14 protein-coding genes are annotated in these 16,749 nt (G+C 41.8%); 5 read left to right on the forward strand and 9 right to left on the reverse strand.

All coding sequences use genetic code 11. From position 1 onward, the window contains the following. Positions 1–44: 44 nt before the first annotated feature. From yedF to DV702_RS14410, 7 genes are all read right to left on the reverse strand, one after another. A complete protein-coding gene (gene yedF / locus DV702_RS14380) occupies positions 45–284 on the reverse strand; it encodes a sulfurtransferase-like selenium metabolism protein YedF (protein WP_099688529.1) in 240 nt (79 codons plus the stop codon). Continuing rightward, positions 274–1,482, reverse strand: a complete 1,209-nt coding sequence (gene yedE, locus DV702_RS14385) for a selenium metabolism membrane protein YedE/FdhT (RefSeq protein WP_114925363.1) — start codon at positions 1,480–1,482, stop codon at positions 274–276. The genes yedF and yedE overlap by 11 nt, the downstream gene beginning before the upstream one ends. Before the next feature lie 238 nt (positions 1,483–1,720). Then, a complete protein-coding gene (locus DV702_RS14390; protein WP_114925364.1) occupies positions 1,721–2,290 on the reverse strand; it encodes a nitroreductase family protein in 570 nt (189 codons plus the stop codon). A 128-nt stretch (positions 2,291–2,418) separates the two neighbouring features. Next, positions 2,419–3,951, reverse strand: a complete 1,533-nt coding sequence (locus DV702_RS14395) for an AbgT family transporter (protein ID WP_114925365.1) — start codon at positions 3,949–3,951, stop codon at positions 2,419–2,421. A gap of 424 nt (positions 3,952–4,375) precedes the next feature. Then, positions 4,376–5,224: a YitT family protein gene (locus DV702_RS14400; RefSeq protein WP_114925366.1), complete on the reverse strand. Its 849-nt coding sequence runs from the start codon at positions 5,222–5,224 to the stop codon at positions 4,376–4,378. A 291-nt stretch (positions 5,225–5,515) separates the two neighbouring features. Further along, complete coding sequence (locus tag DV702_RS14405) at positions 5,516–5,899, reverse strand: hypothetical protein (protein WP_114925367.1); 384 nt, start codon at positions 5,897–5,899, stop codon at positions 5,516–5,518. A 265-nt stretch (positions 5,900–6,164) separates the two neighbouring features. Continuing rightward, complete coding sequence (locus DV702_RS14410) at positions 6,165–6,593, reverse strand: membrane lipoprotein lipid attachment site-containing protein (RefSeq protein ID WP_114925368.1); 429 nt, start codon at positions 6,591–6,593, stop codon at positions 6,165–6,167. A gap of 783 nt (positions 6,594–7,376) precedes the next feature. Here DV702_RS14410 and DV702_RS14420 point away from each other — a divergent pair. From DV702_RS14420 to DV702_RS14435, 4 genes are all read left to right on the forward strand, one after another. Next, a complete protein-coding gene (locus DV702_RS14420) occupies positions 7,377–7,859 on the forward strand; it encodes a cupin domain-containing protein (RefSeq protein WP_114925370.1) in 483 nt (160 codons plus the stop codon). A 104-nt stretch (positions 7,860–7,963) separates the two neighbouring features. Then, positions 7,964–9,232 carry a sensor histidine kinase gene (locus tag DV702_RS14425; RefSeq protein ID WP_240315634.1) on the forward strand — a complete coding sequence of 423 codons (1,269 nt, stop codon included), beginning with the start codon at positions 7,964–7,966 and terminating at the stop codon, positions 9,230–9,232. Between the two features lie 3 nt (positions 9,233–9,235). Then, positions 9,236–10,114: a response regulator gene (locus tag DV702_RS14430; protein WP_114925372.1), complete on the forward strand. Its 879-nt coding sequence runs from the start codon at positions 9,236–9,238 to the stop codon at positions 10,112–10,114. A 197-nt stretch (positions 10,115–10,311) separates the two neighbouring features. Continuing rightward, positions 10,312–11,574, forward strand: a complete 1,263-nt coding sequence (locus DV702_RS14435; RefSeq protein ID WP_114925373.1) for a dicarboxylate/amino acid:cation symporter — start codon at positions 10,312–10,314, stop codon at positions 11,572–11,574. 148 nt (positions 11,575–11,722) lie between these two features. Here the strand turns inward: DV702_RS14435 and DV702_RS14440 are convergent, their stop codons facing one another. Continuing rightward, positions 11,723–12,826 (reverse strand): threonine synthase, encoded by a 1,104-nt coding sequence (locus DV702_RS14440; RefSeq protein WP_114925374.1) that lies wholly within the window; start codon positions 12,824–12,826, stop codon positions 11,723–11,725. Positions 12,827–12,954: 128 nt separating this feature from the next. Between DV702_RS14440 and proS the strand changes: the two genes are divergently transcribed. Beyond that, positions 12,955–14,391, forward strand: a complete 1,437-nt coding sequence (proS, locus tag DV702_RS14445) for a proline--tRNA ligase (RefSeq protein ID WP_114925375.1) — start codon at positions 12,955–12,957, stop codon at positions 14,389–14,391. A gap of 150 nt (positions 14,392–14,541) precedes the next feature. Here the strand turns inward: proS and DV702_RS14450 are convergent, their stop codons facing one another. After that, positions 14,542–16,734 carry a DNA topoisomerase III gene (locus DV702_RS14450; protein ID WP_114925955.1) on the reverse strand — a complete coding sequence of 731 codons (2,193 nt, stop codon included), beginning with the start codon at positions 16,732–16,734 and terminating at the stop codon, positions 14,542–14,544. Positions 16,735–16,749: the final 15 nt, after the last annotated feature.

A 16,749-nucleotide genomic window follows, 5' to 3' on the forward strand; every position in this document is an offset into this window, starting at 1 on the left:
CAAAAGGCATGAGAGACGATGAATTCGTCTTCATACCTTTTTACTTACGCATAAATATAAAAAAGATATTCCTGTCCATTTTTCACAGGATCTTGAGCAAATGTATAACCGTGCGCCAGCGCTTCTTCAGGTACATTGCGGAACGAACCTGGGCAATCAGTAATAACTTGCAACAGCTCACCTTTATTCATCCCTTCAAGTGCCTCTAATGTATAAATAACAGGATAGGGACAAGATTCCCCTCGAAGATCGAGTGTGAAATCTGCTTCTAGCTCAGCTTGCATGAACGTTCATTCCTTTCTTTATAGCCAATTTCCGGTGATAGCGTTTTTCTCCATAAACAGTCAATGCGTACAGTCCTGCTAACATAATGAGCGTTACACTAATAGCGCCGATTGAACCGATTGAATCGATCAAATTAATCTTCGCACCACTTTCAACTAATACAGTATATACACCCAAATGATCCCAAGCGTAGGCAAGGAACGTAGCACCGATAATGTTACCCGCAAACACAGGTAAGAACAGTAACTGTCCTTCCATTAAACGATACATCATTCCTGTTTCACAACCCGAAGCCATCACGATACCGAGCCCGAATAATACTCCACCGACAAATGTACTTAATGCAGCAATTTGTGTAATAGGCGTCAAATCGTATATAGAAATAACGATAATCGTCACAATGGAACTAACCGCCATTCCAATAACAATTGCTTTCGCCATGACGCTACGTCCAACGAGATATAAATCACGAAACGCAGAAGTAAAACAAATTTGTCCGCGCTCAATAAGAATACCGAAAGCAAGCCCGAATAAAGCACCCAAACCTAAAAATTTCTGTCCTGTGGCAAAGAAGTAAATGATTAAGCCAATATATATTACAGCAATTGTACCACCAATGTACGGCTGGATAATACGCTTCTTCGTAGGCGAAGGTTTACCTCCACCACGTGTCAGCGAAGGCTTTCCTTTCCACCAGCGCGTTTTCGTTAATTTAGCTCCGAAAAATGTCCCAATTCCTGTCGCCACAATGAAAATCCATGAGTGGAAAGAGAATTGAGGGACGCCTGTGAAGAATGCGGCTAAGTTGCAGCCGAGTGCTAAACGTGCGCCAAAGCCTGCGATGATTCCTCCGACAAGTCCTTGTACGTAGCGTCGTTTTTGTTTGGGTAGACGAATTTTAAAACTATTGCTTAGTAGCACCATAATCAACGCCCCTGCGAACATACCCCAAACAATCCAGCCGTCTGGTCGATTCCACGTAGTTCCTTGTAAATGCACCATATCAAAATATTGCCAGTCTGAAATGTCTACACCAAAAAGTAAAAGAAGATCCCCGCCGAGGCGAGTGAATTCACCGGTTACGGCCCAAACTGTGGAAGTCAGTGTGAAATATAATGCACTTAGTATTCCAGCGATTAGTAAGACTACGTAGGGGTTCCAATAGCGTGTGAAGATAGGTTGAAGAATTGATTTCATAATTGGTTGCCCCTTCATTAAAGTTCTTTTTTTAGTGTAGTCTTATATTTGAAGAAATCAAGTGACTATATACCGAAAATATGAAAAAACGATCACGCTTTCTTTTAGAAGAGAACGCGTAATCGTTACGACTTTTTATTTGGCTGGGGAGAAAGAAGTATGCCGTTACACTGCGCTTCACTGGTAGTTTCCTTCTGAAGCGAAAATCCTGAACCGCTACTTGGTTTACACTCTCCATTTACTCATCAATAACCGTCAATAGCTCCCGAATATCCGTCCGCTTCTCTGGCTCTGGCACGTGCTTCGGATAGCCAATCATTAACGTGCCTACAATCTTCTCATCAGATGTAACACCAATGGCTTCTTTAAATACAGGGTCATGCGTCCAATCATTTGTCCGCCAGATCATCCCGATTCCGCGTTCCCAGGCAGCAAGTTGGAAGTTTTGAATGAGTGAAGAAATAGCTGCATAATCTTCATCCCATCGTTTCTTGCGGGAATCTTCTGGCATGATCACGACTAGATGAAGAGGGATTTCACGGAAGTATGCTGCTTTGTTTTTCGCTTTGTCCGGTATATTGCCGTCTTTTTGTTGTGAGGTCAGAAAGGCTTCTACAAACTTTTCCTTCCCTTCATCTGCATATAACTGAAATCGCCAAGGTTCGGTCAATTTATGATTAGGCGCCCACTTCGCCACGTTAAGCAACTCGATAATTTCTTCTATACTTACTGGATCTGTTTTAAACTTCTTAATAGAACGTCTGCTAATGATCGCTTTCTCAATATCATTCTTCGCTACGTAACTCATAAATGAAAACTCCCTTTCTATTACAGAATATTTCCAATTGAAAATCATTATCATCTACTATAGTAACATGAAAAACCCCGTAAGAGCAATGTATGCTCTTACGAGGAAAGTCAGTAGTGATCAATTGATTATTTGCCATAATAAATTGGAGAACCAGGTCCTAAATCAATACCTAGCAACATCCAAATAACTAGCGTCAAACTCCAGAATAATAAGAAGAACATGGAGTAAGGGAACATGACAGAAACGAGTGTTCCGATACCCATTTTCTTATCATACTTCTGCGCAAAGGCAATGATGATCGCAAAATATGTCATGAGTGGAGAGATAATATTCGTTGATGAGTCTGCTACACGATAAGCCATTTGCGTTAATTCAGGAGAATAATTGAGTTGCATCATAATCGGCACGAATACTGGCGCCATCATAGCCCATTTCGCAGAGGCGCTGCCGATAAATAAGTTGATAAACGCAGCAATGACGATAAACATCAACAACAACGGAATCCCTTTTAAATTGATACTGTCAAGGAAATTCGCGCCGTACACACCGAGCACTAAGCCCATATTGGATTCAGAGAAGAAAGCGACGAACTGACTCGCCGTAAAGGATAGGACGATAAACATTCCCATCGCTGCCATAGTCGTTGACATCATAGCCGCGACATCTTTGTCATTGCGGATCAATTTTGTCACTTTACCGTAAACTAAACCTGGTACGAAGAACATGAACGCAATGATCGGTACGAGTGATTTCATGAATGGAGATTTAATAATTGGCATATCTGCCTCGTCTCCACGTAACGGTGCTCCTGGGAAAGCAACTAGCAAAGCAACTAAGATTCCTGCAACTACTACAGACAAAGAAGCCCAGATTAGACCTTTCTTTTCTAAAGGCGATAACTTCTCGACTTTTTCACGGTATTCCCCTTTGTATTCTCCTAGACGAGGTTCTACAATCTTTTCTGTAACCCATGCACCAACGAATGTTAAGACGATTACTGAAAAGGCGATAAAGTAATAGTTCATCGCAATATTCATTCCATCGGCATACTCGGGGTTGATGATAGCAGCTGACATAATCGTCAATTCACCGAGCAACGCATCTGTTCCAGATAGCAGTAAGTTCGCACTAAATCCACCTGAAACTCCGGCGAAAGCAGCAGCAAGCCCCGCTAATGGATGTCTACCCAAGGCAGCGAATAAAACGGCACCGAGCGGGGGCAATACGACATATCCGGCATCTGAAGCAACACTAGACATGACTCCTGCAAATACTAGACCTAGTGTAATCAAGCGTTTTGGAACGGACATGACAAAGCCGCGCAATAATGCACTAATAAGTCCTGAACCTTCTGCTACTCCAATTCCTAGCATCGTAATCAAAACGACGCCAAGTGGAGCGAAACCAATGAAGTTGTCGGTCATATTCGTAATGATATAATGGATTCCTTCGCTACTAAGAAGGTTGTTTACTTCGATTATTTCTCCTTCTTTACCCGGGTGTTCAGCTTGAATGCCGAAGTATGATACGACTGCTGAGAGAACGATGACTAGAAGAGCGAGAAGGGCGAACAGCGTTACTGGGTGGGGTAGTCTGTTGCCAGTTTTCTCGATCATATCCAAAAACTTCTGGAAAAATCCTCTTTTTTGTGTTTCCATAAAAATCTCCTTCACAAAAATACTATTCGATTTGTTTAAAAAATCATAAATTTTTTAAACTCTACTTAGTATATAGAAGAAGGTGTACTAGTTAAATGCTTTCTTGAAATAATTAAATTGGAAAAGTATTAGGATTCTTGGGACGAGGGGGAATAGTATAAAAATATAAAGTTTTGATGATGTAGTGGATGGGTGCTAGATGGTGAATGTTCAACGGATAAGAGTTGTGGAGACGTTAGGTATGCCGTTACGTTTCGTGCAAGCCGGACGATCCTCCGCGAGACGCCGGCTTCCACTACACTTCACTCTTCAGCTTTCTTTAGGAGAGAGAGGCCTGTTGATTATCCGAAGAAAGGAGGGGTCCTTTTAGAGATGAGGTGATCTAGACAAGTATTTGTGGCGTTAGTTTAACCGTTTGTTTCTTTTATTTTGTTCTCAGCCGCTGTTCTTTAAAGCCCCGTTTGAAGATTTCTTGTACATTATTAATGGTGACGTAGGCGTCTTCGTCGACTCGTTCTAAAATTCGCCGCAGTTGTACGATTTCTGTTTGGTTGATGATGATGTATAGAATGGACTGTTTTTCTAGTGTGTAGCCACCGCGCCCGTCTAAAATCGTGACGCCTCTGCCCATTGTGGTAAGTAGTTCTTGTCTGATGGCTTCTTGATGTTTTGAAATGATCATGACTGCTTTCCGGTCATCTGCGCCATCCACAATTTTATCAATCACTTTGGCTCCGACGAATACAGCAACTAATGTATACATCGCTTTTTCTTTCCCGATTACAAATACGGACAGTAAAATTACGGTAATATCAATAACTAGCATGGATTTTCCGACGCTCCAGCCTAGAAACTTTTGCATCATGCGTGCTAATGTAGTGGCGCCACCTGAAGTGCCGCCTACTCGGAAAATCATACCTAGTCCCGCCCCGACGAATAAACCTGCGAAAAGGGCGGCAAGTAACGCGTCATTGCCGAGCGGTACGCCCCAATTTTCGGTGACGCTCAAGAAAACTGACATAAAAACAATCGTCACGAGCGTATAAATAATCGTTCGTTTACTAAAAAGCTTATAGCCAATAATAATCAGCACTAAATTCAATACAAAACTAACAATGGCGGGTGACCATTCGAATAAATAATATGAAATGATCGTGATGCCGATGACGCCGCCTTCAGATAACATATTTGGAATGGCGAAGTAGTTAATACCAATCGCGAATATGAAAGAACCGAAAAGTAATGCGGAATAATCGATAAGTCTACGTTGCAATGGAACTCCTCTTTTCAACAAGTAACACACCGCGGTATGCTTACTTACATAGTATGTAGAATCCTATTCAAGCAAATGTCAGTAACAAATTTACCTAGTAACACTACATTTTAATTATACCAATCATTCAGTCTACTATTCCAGTGGACTTTTTTAGAAAGGATTTTATAGCGGCAAAAGATAGAAGAAACACCTCAATAACGCATGAAAATTTATCTTCATGCATTGTTGAGGTGTAACCGTCTATTGATAAATGTGGAAGACGCAATGCCAAATGGACTGTCTCCTCGTTTATGACGTTAAATTTGCTGTCTTTTTAGGCTGTCTTACTGCTCTTACCACTAACAGTATGGCTGAAAATATACTGAAAATCGTAATAGCTAGGCCGATCTTAGAAAATGTAATCGCAAATACATACAAACCGAGTATTTGTGCTACAGCCACGATCACCCCATAAATAAATCCCTGAGATCTTTTTTTCTGAATGGCTATAATTTGCTGTACTGTCGTAATATTTGCGATAAGTACAATGCCAGTTGCTAGTAAATAATCCATAAATATGGGTGACTTTTCTGCAGCTGCGCCAAAAAGTGAAAAGGATACAAATAAATAAACAAGAATACTATTCGGAACCAATACGAGAAACCAAATAACCCATTGAGCGATTTTATTCATCGGTCTCTTCTCCTTTTGCAAGTATCTGCATAGCATTTTATTTCTATTATTCCCTTTTTTCACTTATTGAACACTAGATTATTAACTAATTTTACAAACTTGTTGATTAACCATATTATTAATTAACGTAAAAGCGGGGTAAGCGGGTACGTCCGGTTCTGGAGGGAGAATGCTAACCAATACACTACCCCTACAACTACTGGTCAAGAGCATCTCATTTCCAAAAAACAGTGCCTTTTTTGGTGAATCAACAGGCTTGCTAATTTTATTCTTCTACATCAATAAAGATTCCTTTGATTACTGGAATGTCTTCAGCATTTTTCCCGTTATAGCTACCGTATACCGTAACGGCCGTACCTTTATCAATTACAGTACGTTCACCTAACCGAATATCGTCGATGAGAACAACTTCCTCAGCAGAATGATTAGGAGCTTCTGTCAATTGGAATTCTCCTTCATTCGTTGTGAACACTGTGCCGACGAATTTCACTTTTGCGTTTACAGGAACTTCATCTTTATGTAATGAAGCATAATCATATTCTGTTGTTCCTTCTTTTAAGCCTTCCTCTATTTCCGCGTTGCTGTTTTCAGTGGGTGCAGTAGATTTTTGTGGAGCTGTGGAATCGTCTTTTTCTTCATTACTGCAAGCTGCAAGCATAGCGGCTGTGATCATCAATAAAAGTATCTTTTTCATTTGTTTTCGCCTCCTTATGTAATAATAAATAACAACGTGCGAAAAGAAAACTATTAAGCGGTCTAGAGAATTATTATAACAAGAATGTCTATTAACCATATTATGTATAATTCACTTATTGATTTAGTTAAAAACGAGTTTGACTACAGCGAGGCTAACTTGGAGTGTCTTGAGGCTTACGCTTCCAGACGATACGCTTTCCGGAGGGGACGCGGTGGACCCCGCAAAAGAGCGCTGCGGGTTACGCCTGTCGTCCTTGATCCTCCCGGAGTCGATCGTCTTCCAGCTTCAGCCGTACTTTGTGTGCAAGACAGTTTGATTACTCTTTGTAGGGGTGAAAACCAAGTAGAATTGTCTGATACCATGCGACCGCTTTTGAAGGTAGATAGCGGTGAAGTGTTATCAGCAACTATGATTGTTTCAATGAACTGAGCGGAAAAAGAAACGCCTCTATTTGCACTCAGTCAGCCAACCCAAAGTTTCACCACTCTGTTCAGGAAACGGAACTTACCATACTCTATTTCTGGACGAACACAAACTGACTTCTCGACACAACTTCAAGGATTCTCCCGGAAGAACCGGCGAGTCCGCCGCGCGCCCTCCAGAAAGCGTCCGGTTCTGTAGGGAGAATCCTCACACGTACCCTTATTTTCTGTCCCACAAAGAAAGAGTGCTCACATGTAAGTTAGTAACCAGATGAATGTTAGTCGTGATTAGTATTTTATTTGTTAACTATCGAAAGAAGCAACCTGATATACTAACGAATAAATAATAGTGGGAGTGATGACTGTGAATGCGCAGGAATGGATTGATTATTTACAATTAAAGCCGCATCCTGAGGGAGGGTTTTATACATCTACTTATCGATCGGACTTTACAACAGTTTGCGCTCAAGGAGAGCGTCCGCTATATACGAGTATTTACTTTCTGTTGCGGTCGGGGGAGGTTTCGCATTTTCATCGGTTGCAGTCAGACGAAATTTGGTATTTCCATGGCGGCAGCTCGTTAACAGTGCATATGATAATGCCGGACGGTCGTTATGAACAAATCGCACTCGGATTAGCTATCGATAAAGGTGAAGTCCCCCAGTTTAATGTGCCGAAGAATACGATTTTTGGTTCCTCTGTACAAGCGGAAAATACGTTTTCATTAGTAGGCTGTATGGTATCACCTGGTTTTGACTTTGCAGACTTTGAGTTGTTTGATCAAGATGAGATGCTGGCAGAATATCCACAGCACGAAGAGATTATAAAAAAATTGACATGATCATTTGCGTTGTCTACTAGTAATTAGTTTGAAAGCTAAAGTGCCTCCATTATACAATGCATGTGCTTTTTTACAATTAGAAACTTACCACGAGGAGTATGACCATGAATACGAAATCAATTTGGCGGCAGTGTATACAATCGGAGACGGCACGTATTGCATTCATTGCGATCTTGACTGCGCTCACAGGTGAGTTGAAAATTATGCCGTTTGCAGAAGAGACATTCCGTTTTGCACTTGGTGGTATTATGTTCTTCTTACTGATCTTAATCTATCCTCCTGCCTCCATTTTGCGGACTGGTTTTATTACAGCTACGACTGTTGTGTTATTCCGTGTAACTGGAGAGCTTTTGGTAGGTGTTGAATTACTGGAAGCTCTGCGCATGCATGTGCCGGTCTTTTTATTTTACTTCATTAGTGCGCTCGGCTGGCATATTGTAGGGCTTGAGAAATATAAGTCGTTCTCGCTAAGCTTGGGTGCATTGGCCTTTCTCTTTGAAGTAGTGAGTAATACGTCAGAGCATGCATTGCGTAATTGGTGGATGAATGGCCCCATGCTTGGTCTGAAAGAGTGGGGAATCTTAGTGGGTGTGGCATTATTACGTAGCTTTTTCACGGTAGGTCTTTATAGTTCGGTAGCCTTATCAAAGGAAAAGCAACGGAATGGAGAAATGCTTGGTGTAGGCTCTGAATTGTACGCAGAAGCTCTATACTTACAAAAATCGATGAATCACATGGAACAGATTATGGCATCAAGTCATGAACTGTACCGCAAATTAAAAAAAGAAAATATACCAGATCTAAGTACGCAAGCGTTACAAATTACACAGGAAATACATGAAGTAAAAAAAGATTCACAGCGGATTTTGGCTGGCTTATCAAAATGGACAAGTCGGCAGAATATCACTACATTCTACTTGTCTGATTTACTGGAAATAGTTGTTTCTGCAAATGAAAAGTATAGCGAGATGATTGGAAGAAATTGTACAATTGAAACGTCACTCAAAAATGATCTTCAGACAGACCAGCACGTACCTTTACTCGCAGTGCTGAATAATTTGACGTCCAATTCAGTGGAAGCGATTGATAAGCAAGGACAGGTAACCATTGAAGTAGATAGCGGAACAAAATGGGTTCGTTTTTGTGTGAAAGATACAGGAAAAGGAATACCTCCTGAGCATGAAGAGATAATATTTGAACCAGGGTATACGACAAAGTTTAATGAACAGGGCGTGGCGGCTACAGGGATTGGCCTGTCCCATGTTTTAGCAATTGTCGAAGCGATGCAAGGCGAAATTAATGTGGAAAGCATCAAGAATGGATTGATCATATGTGTGAAAATCCCAATGGAATCGATGATGAAGGAGACATAATATATGAGATATTTTATTGTAGATGATGATAGAGCGAGTCGTATCATGTTGAAGAATATGATAGAAGATACAGAGTTGGGAGTAGTGATTGGTGACGTAGACAGTGGGGTCAAAGCCATTCCGCAAGTTTTATCGCTAGAACCTGATTTAGTGCTAATCGATTTACTCATGCCGGGGCTTGATGGGATTGAGACGATTCAACAATTGAAAATGCAAGGATATACTGGTCAGTTCATCATGTTAAGCCAAGTGGTCAGTAAAGACATGGTGGGTGAAGCGTACCAAGTGGGTGTAGAGTTTTTCATCCATAAACCAATTAATCAAATAGAAGTGCAAAGTATTTTGCGCCGTACTGCGGAGCAATTAAAACTTCAACACTCGTTGACGACGATTCGTGAGTCACTCGCAGGGATCGGGTCTGCAGAAAAACCGAAAACACGTTCAATAGGAGATATCGTGTTGTCTAAACTTCACGGGATGGGGATTGTGGCAGACAGTAGTAGTCGAGATCTCATTGCGATGATGGAAGTATTGATGGAGCGAAAAGTAGTTCAACTGCCGGCATTGAAAGAATTATATGAACTTACATTACATAAGCTAGGAATAGAACCGACTTCTAAGGAATGTAAGGCAATGGAGCAAAGAATTCGCCGCACCATTCTTACCGCAATGGAGCATATCGCGTCTCTTGGTGCCATCGACTATACTATCGAAGAATTTGAATACTATGCCCCTCGATATTTTGACTTTCAAGAGATTAGCCAGCGCATGAAACAAATACAAGAAGATCACTTCTTACCTACGCCGTTAAAAGTGAATAGTAAAAAGTTTTTACAAGTGTTATATATTGAAACGATAGAAGAGCAAAAAAAGAATTTGTAGGATTCCGTAGGATTTTGTAGGGTATCTATATACTAAGTGTAAGAAAGCGTTTTCAATCATTTCGATAATATGAATAGTGGATGGAAAAATGCTAGAGAGTAAGTTTATTGCTAAGGAATTTGACAATATGCGGCTAATCTACTATTGTCAAGTGAATAAAAGAAAGCGCTTACAAATTGAAACAGAGGAGGGTTATTATGAAACTAGCTAGAAATATTATTATTGCACTTATTGCGGGTGTCGTTGTCGGATTGGCGTTAAATGTCTTTGCCCCTGGAATATTCCCGAAAGTGGATGCCTATTTGTTTGGACCGCTCGGCACGATTTTCTTGAGCCTGATGAAGATGTTAGTAGTTCCTGTTGTTTTTATTTCTATCGCACTCGGCACAATTGGTATTGGTGATCCTAAAAAGTTAGGAAGAATCGGCGGGAAGACGTTAGGGTTTTTCCTTATTACGACAGCGATTGCGCTTGTGATTGCCATTTCTCTCGGATTGTTGATGAAGCCTGGGGTAGGAGGAAACTTCGAGACCGCTACTGCAACTTATGAAGCAAATGAAGCACCGCCAGTCTCAGAAACATTGCTCGGGATTATTCCTACGAATCCGATAACTGCTATGGCAGAGGGCAATATGCTTCAGATTATCTTTTTCGCCACACTTGTTGGTTTCGGCATGGCTATGCTAGGGAAGAAAGTCGAAAAAGTGAAAGAGCTGTTTGATCAAGCCAATGAATTAATTATGTATTTGATTACATTTGTTATGAAGTTTGCGCCCTATGGAGCGTTCGGTTTAATCGCATCTGCGGTAGGAAGTCAAGGAGCCGATGCGCTCAAAGTGATGGGCATGTACATGGCAGTTGTGCTTGGCGGATTATTGGTTCATATGATTGTAGTCTATGGAGGGTCTATCGCTTTAATCGGGAAACGCAATCCTATTTGGTTCTTCAAGAACTTCTTCCCGGCCCAAGTAGTAGCGTTCAGTACGGCAAGTTCTGCTGCCACACTGCCGATTTCAATGAAAACAGCACAAGAAAAGCTGAAAGTTCCAGAGTCGATCAGTTCATTCACCCAATCACTCGGCGCAACGATCAATATGGATGGTACGGCCATCATGCAAGGGGCTGCCGTGATCTTCATCGCCCAAGCTTATAATATCGAATTGACGATAGGGCAACTATTGACCGTAGTCCTGACGGCTGTTCTTGCCAGTATCGGTACGGCAGCAGTTCCTGGTGCAGGATTGATCATGCTTGCGATGGTTCTGACATCTGTCGGTCTTCCTGTTGAAGGAATTGCGCTTGTACTTGGTGTAGACCGCTTGCTTGATATGGTGCGTACGGCTGTTAATATTACAGGCGATGCGGCATGTGCAGTTATCGTTGCAAAAACGGAAGGAGTACTTGGTGATCCGGATACAGACTATGTTTCTGGAGAGTCAGATCTTGTTTCAGGAGATTGAACCATTTTGTAGCACGAATAGTCTCTAGCAATTATTCTATATTCCATAGAAAAACGTTATGTACACACTGAAAAGAAAAGTTCCTGTGAAGAAAGTAATCGTCTGCCAAGCAAGCGACTATTCTCTACGCAGGTTCTTTTTGTTGTATTCAGATTGGGGTTTTAATGCCTGCCCCGCAGAGCGCGATAACAATGACCTCATTTGGTGTTTTTGCATAGTGTACATAACCGGCATAGTTGATGGCGGACGTAATTTCTACATAGAATCCTTTTTCGGCAAGAGTCGTCCGGGCTTGTACAATCTCTTCTTCATCAATTGTTAAGATCGTGCCATTCGTTTTTCGGACAGCTTCCAGTATTTCTTTTGATCGTGCGGGCGCAGCGATGGCAATGCCTTCTGCGACCGTCCCTTCATTTATGACGGCTTCGGCTAGTGGCTGGCCATCTTCATAGGCTTTAGCAAGCGGTGCGCATCGTGTGGCCTGAACGGCTACAATTTTCGGCATCTTTTGGATCTTTTTCATCGCAAGCAAATCTGTAAAACCTTTATAGACGCCTAACACCAATGTACCGTTTCCTACAGGGACGATGACGGTATCGGGTGCTTTTCCAAGTTGTTCGAATAGCTCATACGCGTATGTCTTTGTGCCCTCATAAAAGAAAGGGTTGTATACATGACTCGCATAAAATGTTTGCTCTTTCTCCACTGCTAATTGGGCAGCTGCGGCTACATCTTCTCTCGTTCCTTTAATCGATTGAATCGTTGCTCCGTGTGCTTTAATTTGTGCTAGTTTACTAGGAGATGTATCAGCGCTGACGTAGACATCACATTCGATTCCTGCTCTCGCACTGTAGGCGGCTATTGCTGTGCCGGCGTTTCCACTACTGTCAGCAATGAGCTTTTTCACTTCAAGTCCTTTCGCTACAGTCACTAGAACCGCAGCCCCTCTATCTTTAAACGACAGGGTAGGCATCATGAAGTCCACTTTCACGTAGGGAGCGCCATCCGTTTCATCTAATGCAAGTAAAGGTGTCTGACCTTCGCCAAGTGTAACGGATGGAAATTCTCGTATATATTCTTCTCCTATCATGGAAGAAGCGTATCGCCAAATGGATCTGCTGTTTGTCCATGAATCATTTGATGTATCGTGTTCTGTTGGTAGTAAACTTAGTAAACTACCACAATTACATTTCCATCGTGTAGCTTCAATTGGATATTTTTTATGACATTCTGAACAATAATATTGAGTCATGCTCGCACTCCTCTCATTTACATTATTATAACCTTTTTCACATTCAATTGTAGGAATGCTTGATTTGTTATATGATTAGCAGTATGGACTAACTAGAGTGCGGTTTTTACTAAGGAGGAAATAACGTAATGAGCAATCAGCAAAATGATTTTACGAAATGGTATATCGATACAATTCAGAAAGCAGATTTAATGGATTATACACCGGTGCGTGGCTGTATCGCGTTTAAACCGGACGGCTTTGAAATTTGGGAACATATTAAAGATGAAATGGATCGTCGGTTTAAAGAGACGGGCCATCGCAATGCCTATTTCCCAATGCTTATCCCTGAATCATTTTTCCAAAAAGAAAAAGATCATATCGAAGGATTTTCACCTGAATTGCCATGGGTGACGGAAGCGGCAGGAGAGCAGTTGGAAGAGCGTTTAGCACTTCGTCCGACTTCTGAAACGATGATCGGTCATTTGTATTCTGACTGGATTAAAAGTTATCGTGACCTCCCTGTGTTGATCAATCAGTGGGCGAACGTATTCCGTTGGGAGAAAAAGACACTACCATTTATCCGTACATCGGAGTTCCTATGGCAAGAAGGGCACACAGCACACGTAGATGAAGAAGAGGCTCGTGCAGAAACGATGCAGATGCTTGAAATTTACAAAGAAGTAGTAGAAGAGTTGCTAGCTATTCCGGTTTACGATGGTCAGAAAACACCATCAGAGCGTTTTGCGGGTGCTGTTGATACATTTTCTATCGAGGCGATGATGAAGGATGGAAAAGCTGTACAAGCTGGAACTTCTCATTACTTGGGAACTAAGTTCGCAGAAGCGTTTGATATTAAATACTTAACAAAAGAAAATAAGCACCAGTTCGTGCACACGACATCTTGGGGAACGTCCACTCGTTTGATCGGTTCTGTGATTATGGTGCACGGTGACGAGCAAGGGCTAGTACTACCTCCGCGTATAGCACCGACACAAGTTGTATTAATCCCGGTCGGTCCATGGAAAAAGAATCCGGCAATTATGGAAAAGTTGGATGAAATATATGCGGAGTTGAAGTCAAAAGGTATTCGCGTTCGTTTAGATGATTCTGATCAGTCGCCAGGCTTTAAATTCAATGAATGGGAACTTAAGGGTGTGCCTGTCCGTCTGGAGTTAGGACCACGTGATTTAGAGAATTCTCAAGCATTGATGAAAGCACGTGATGGAGAAGAAAAGGTAGCTGTGAACTTATCAGATGTAGTAGGAAGTATTGAACAAGAGTTGACTACAATGCAAACGCGATTGCTAGAAAAAGCACGTACGTTCCGCGAAGAACACTCGCATACACATATAGCGACATTGGACGAGTTGAAAAAACATATTGAAGACAGTGCTGAAAAGGGAGAAATTCCAGGCTGGATTCTTGCAGGTTGGTGTGGCGATGATGCATGTGAAGAGCACGTGAAGGAAGAGACGAAGTTTACAACTCGCAACATTCCGTTCAATCCGCCAGCGGAGAAAGAAGCTTGTATAAATTGCGGTAAAGAGTCAAAGCATACAGTATGGTTCGCTCGCGCTTATTAAAACGAAATAAGAAAAGCCACCGCACTTTTTACAAAAAGTGCGGTGGCTTTTTCGCTGTATAAAAAGTTATGGAAGCGAAATGTACAAAATAATCGATGATTACTTCTGAAACGGGAACTACTCATTAAACGGATCGTTGTAAAGTGAAACTCAGTCGTCGAGCTTTAGTCCTTTCAACGCATCGGCGAACGGATTGTTGATTGGTTCATCGTCGTTGTTTTTCTTTAAGTACTTCTGTACATCGCGCTTATTCACTTTCCCTTTAGAATCTTTCTCACGACGGGCTTTGAAAGAAGAAAGTTTCTCTCGGTAGCCGCATTTGCATGTGAAGATTTGACCATCGCCTTCTCCGCGCAGTTCCATTTTCTTCTTGCATTGCGGACAGCGAGCGTTTGTTACGCGTGAGACGTTTTTGCGGTGTCCACATTCACGATCTTGGCAGACGAGCATTTTTCCGTGCTTGCCATTTACTTCAAGCATTGGTTTCCCGCAGTCTGGACAAGTTTTCGTTGAAATATTATCGTGTTTGAACTTCGCGTCACTTGCTTTGATCTCCGAAACGATTTCTTTCGTATAGCCTTTCATTTCATTAATGAATTGCTCTTTTTTCAGCTGGCCTTTTGCGATTTTCTCCAGTTTCAGTTCCCATTCTGCAGTGAGGGTAGGGGATTTTAGTTCGTCTGGCACTAAATCTAGCAATTGTTTTCCTTTGTTCGTGACGTGGATATCTTTTCCGCGCTTTTCGATTAAGAAGGAATTAAATAACTTGTCGATGATGTCGGCGCGCGTGGCTACTGTGCCGAGTCCACCTGTAGACTTTAGTGTCTCTGCTAGCTTTTTATCTTGGGTGCCCATGTATTTGGTTGGGTTTTCCATAGCAGATAAAAGAGTTGCTTCAGTGAAACGCGCAGGCGGTTTTGTTTGTCCAGAAGTTTCTTTGACAAACGTAATAGTCAATGCGTCTCCTTTTGCCAATTTCGGAAGTAGCTGTTCTTTCGTATCTTGTTCCGCTTCTTCCTCGTCGAATTGGTTGTTATATACTTCCTTCCAACCAGCAGATAAAATAGTTTTGCCTCGAGCTGTGAAATGTTCGTCTGCGATTTTCGCGTGGACTGTCAATTGTTCATATTCATGGGCAGGGAACAGTACAGCTAAGAAGCGCTTAACGACTAGGTCATAGATTTTGCGTTCTCTATCAGTTAATTTATCAAGCAGAACGATTTCCTCTGTCGGAATAATGGCGTGGTGATCAGATACTTTACTGTCGTCGACGAATGATTTATTCGCTTTGATAGGGCTTTTCAGCAATTTATTTACTAATGGACGATACTCACCAATACCACAAGTTTTTAGGCGTTCCGGTAACGTGGCCACTAAATCACTGGATAAGAAACGTGAATCTGTCCGTGGATACGTTAGTAGTTTATGTTGTTCGTATAATTTCTGCATGATGTTCAATGTTTCCTTTGCAGAGTAGCCAAATAGTTTATTAGCATCACGTTGTAGTTCTGTCAGATCATAAAGTCCCGGTGCAAATGATTTCTTCGCCTTTTTCTCTACATTTTCAATAATTGCTCGTTTTCCATCCACTTTTTTTACAATAGAAGATAGTTTTTCACGGTCAAATGAGCGTATGTCTCCTGTTCGAGCGTCTTGCCAAGTGAGTTTTAATTTAGTATCTGTCAGTGCCTCGATGCCGTAAAAAGTTTTCGGACGGAACGTGTTAATTTCCTCTTCTCGCTGTGCAATGATTGCTACGACGGGCGTTTGGACGCGGCCGCAGTTTAGCTGCGCATTGAACTTTGTCGTCAGTGCGCGAGTGGCATTTAAGCCGATATACCAATCAGCTTCTGAACGTGCGACAGCTGCTTCGTATAAGTTTTCATAGGCCTTGCCTGGTTTTAACTGTGAAAATCCATCCTTGATCGCCTTATCGGTAACAGATGAAATCCATAAGCGCTTAATTGGCTTGTTGACCTTCGCTTTTTCGATAATCCATCGTGCAACGAGTTCTCCTTCGCGTCCTGCATCTGTACCGATAATAATATCACCTACGTCAGAGCGCAACAGCTGGGATTTGACGGCATTGTATTGTTTGCTCGTTTGTTTAATGACGGTTAGTTTCAATTGTGCCGGCATCATCGGTAAATCGTCCAGCTTCCACGTCTTATATTTCGTATCGTAGTTTTCGGGATCGGCTAGCGTCACGAGATGACCAAGCGCCCACGTGACGATATATTTATCACCTTCTAAAAATCCGTTCCCTTTTTTATGGCAGTTGAGGACACGTGCAATATCCCGTGCAACGGAAGGCTTTTCAGCTAATACAACACTTTTTTTCATATGATAAACTCCTTT

Source organism: Sporosarcina sp. PTS2304 (assembly GCF_003351785.1).
In the GTDB taxonomy this organism is placed as follows: domain Bacteria; phylum Bacillota; class Bacilli; order Bacillales_A; family Planococcaceae; genus Sporosarcina.

Excerpts from the sequence above, each read along its gene's own strand:
- DV702_RS14430 (WP_114925372.1), top strand. The coding sequence starts at position 9,236 with ATGAGATATTTTATTGTAGATGATGATAGAGCGAGTCGTATCATGTTG.
- yedE (WP_114925363.1), bottom strand. The coding sequence starts at position 1,482 with ATGAAATCAATTCTTCAACCTATCTTCACACGCTATTGGAACCCCTAC.
- DV702_RS14450 (WP_114925955.1), bottom strand. The coding sequence starts at position 16,734 with ATGAAAAAAAGTGTTGTATTAGCTGAAAAGCCTTCCGTTGCACGGGAT.
- DV702_RS14410 (WP_114925368.1), bottom strand. The coding sequence starts at position 6,593 with ATGAAAAAGATACTTTTATTGATGATCACAGCCGCTATGCTTGCAGCT.
- DV702_RS14390 (WP_114925364.1), bottom strand. The coding sequence starts at position 2,290 with ATGAGTTACGTAGCGAAGAATGATATTGAGAAAGCGATCATTAGCAGA.
- DV702_RS14420 (WP_114925370.1), top strand. The coding sequence starts at position 7,377 with ATGACTGTGAATGCGCAGGAATGGATTGATTATTTACAATTAAAGCCG.
- DV702_RS14405 (WP_114925367.1), bottom strand. The coding sequence starts at position 5,899 with ATGAATAAAATCGCTCAATGGGTTATTTGGTTTCTCGTATTGGTTCCG.
- proS (WP_114925375.1), top strand. The coding sequence starts at position 12,955 with ATGAGCAATCAGCAAAATGATTTTACGAAATGGTATATCGATACAATT.
- DV702_RS14440 (WP_114925374.1), bottom strand. The coding sequence starts at position 12,826 with ATGACTCAATATTATTGTTCAGAATGTCATAAAAAATATCCAATTGAA.
- DV702_RS14435 (WP_114925373.1), top strand. The coding sequence starts at position 10,312 with ATGAAACTAGCTAGAAATATTATTATTGCACTTATTGCGGGTGTCGTT.
- yedF (WP_099688529.1), bottom strand. The coding sequence starts at position 284 with ATGCAAGCTGAGCTAGAAGCAGATTTCACACTCGATCTTCGAGGGGAA.
- DV702_RS14425 (WP_240315634.1), top strand. The coding sequence starts at position 7,964 with ATGAATACGAAATCAATTTGGCGGCAGTGTATACAATCGGAGACGGCA.
- DV702_RS14395 (WP_114925365.1), bottom strand. The coding sequence starts at position 3,951 with ATGGAAACACAAAAAAGAGGATTTTTCCAGAAGTTTTTGGATATGATC.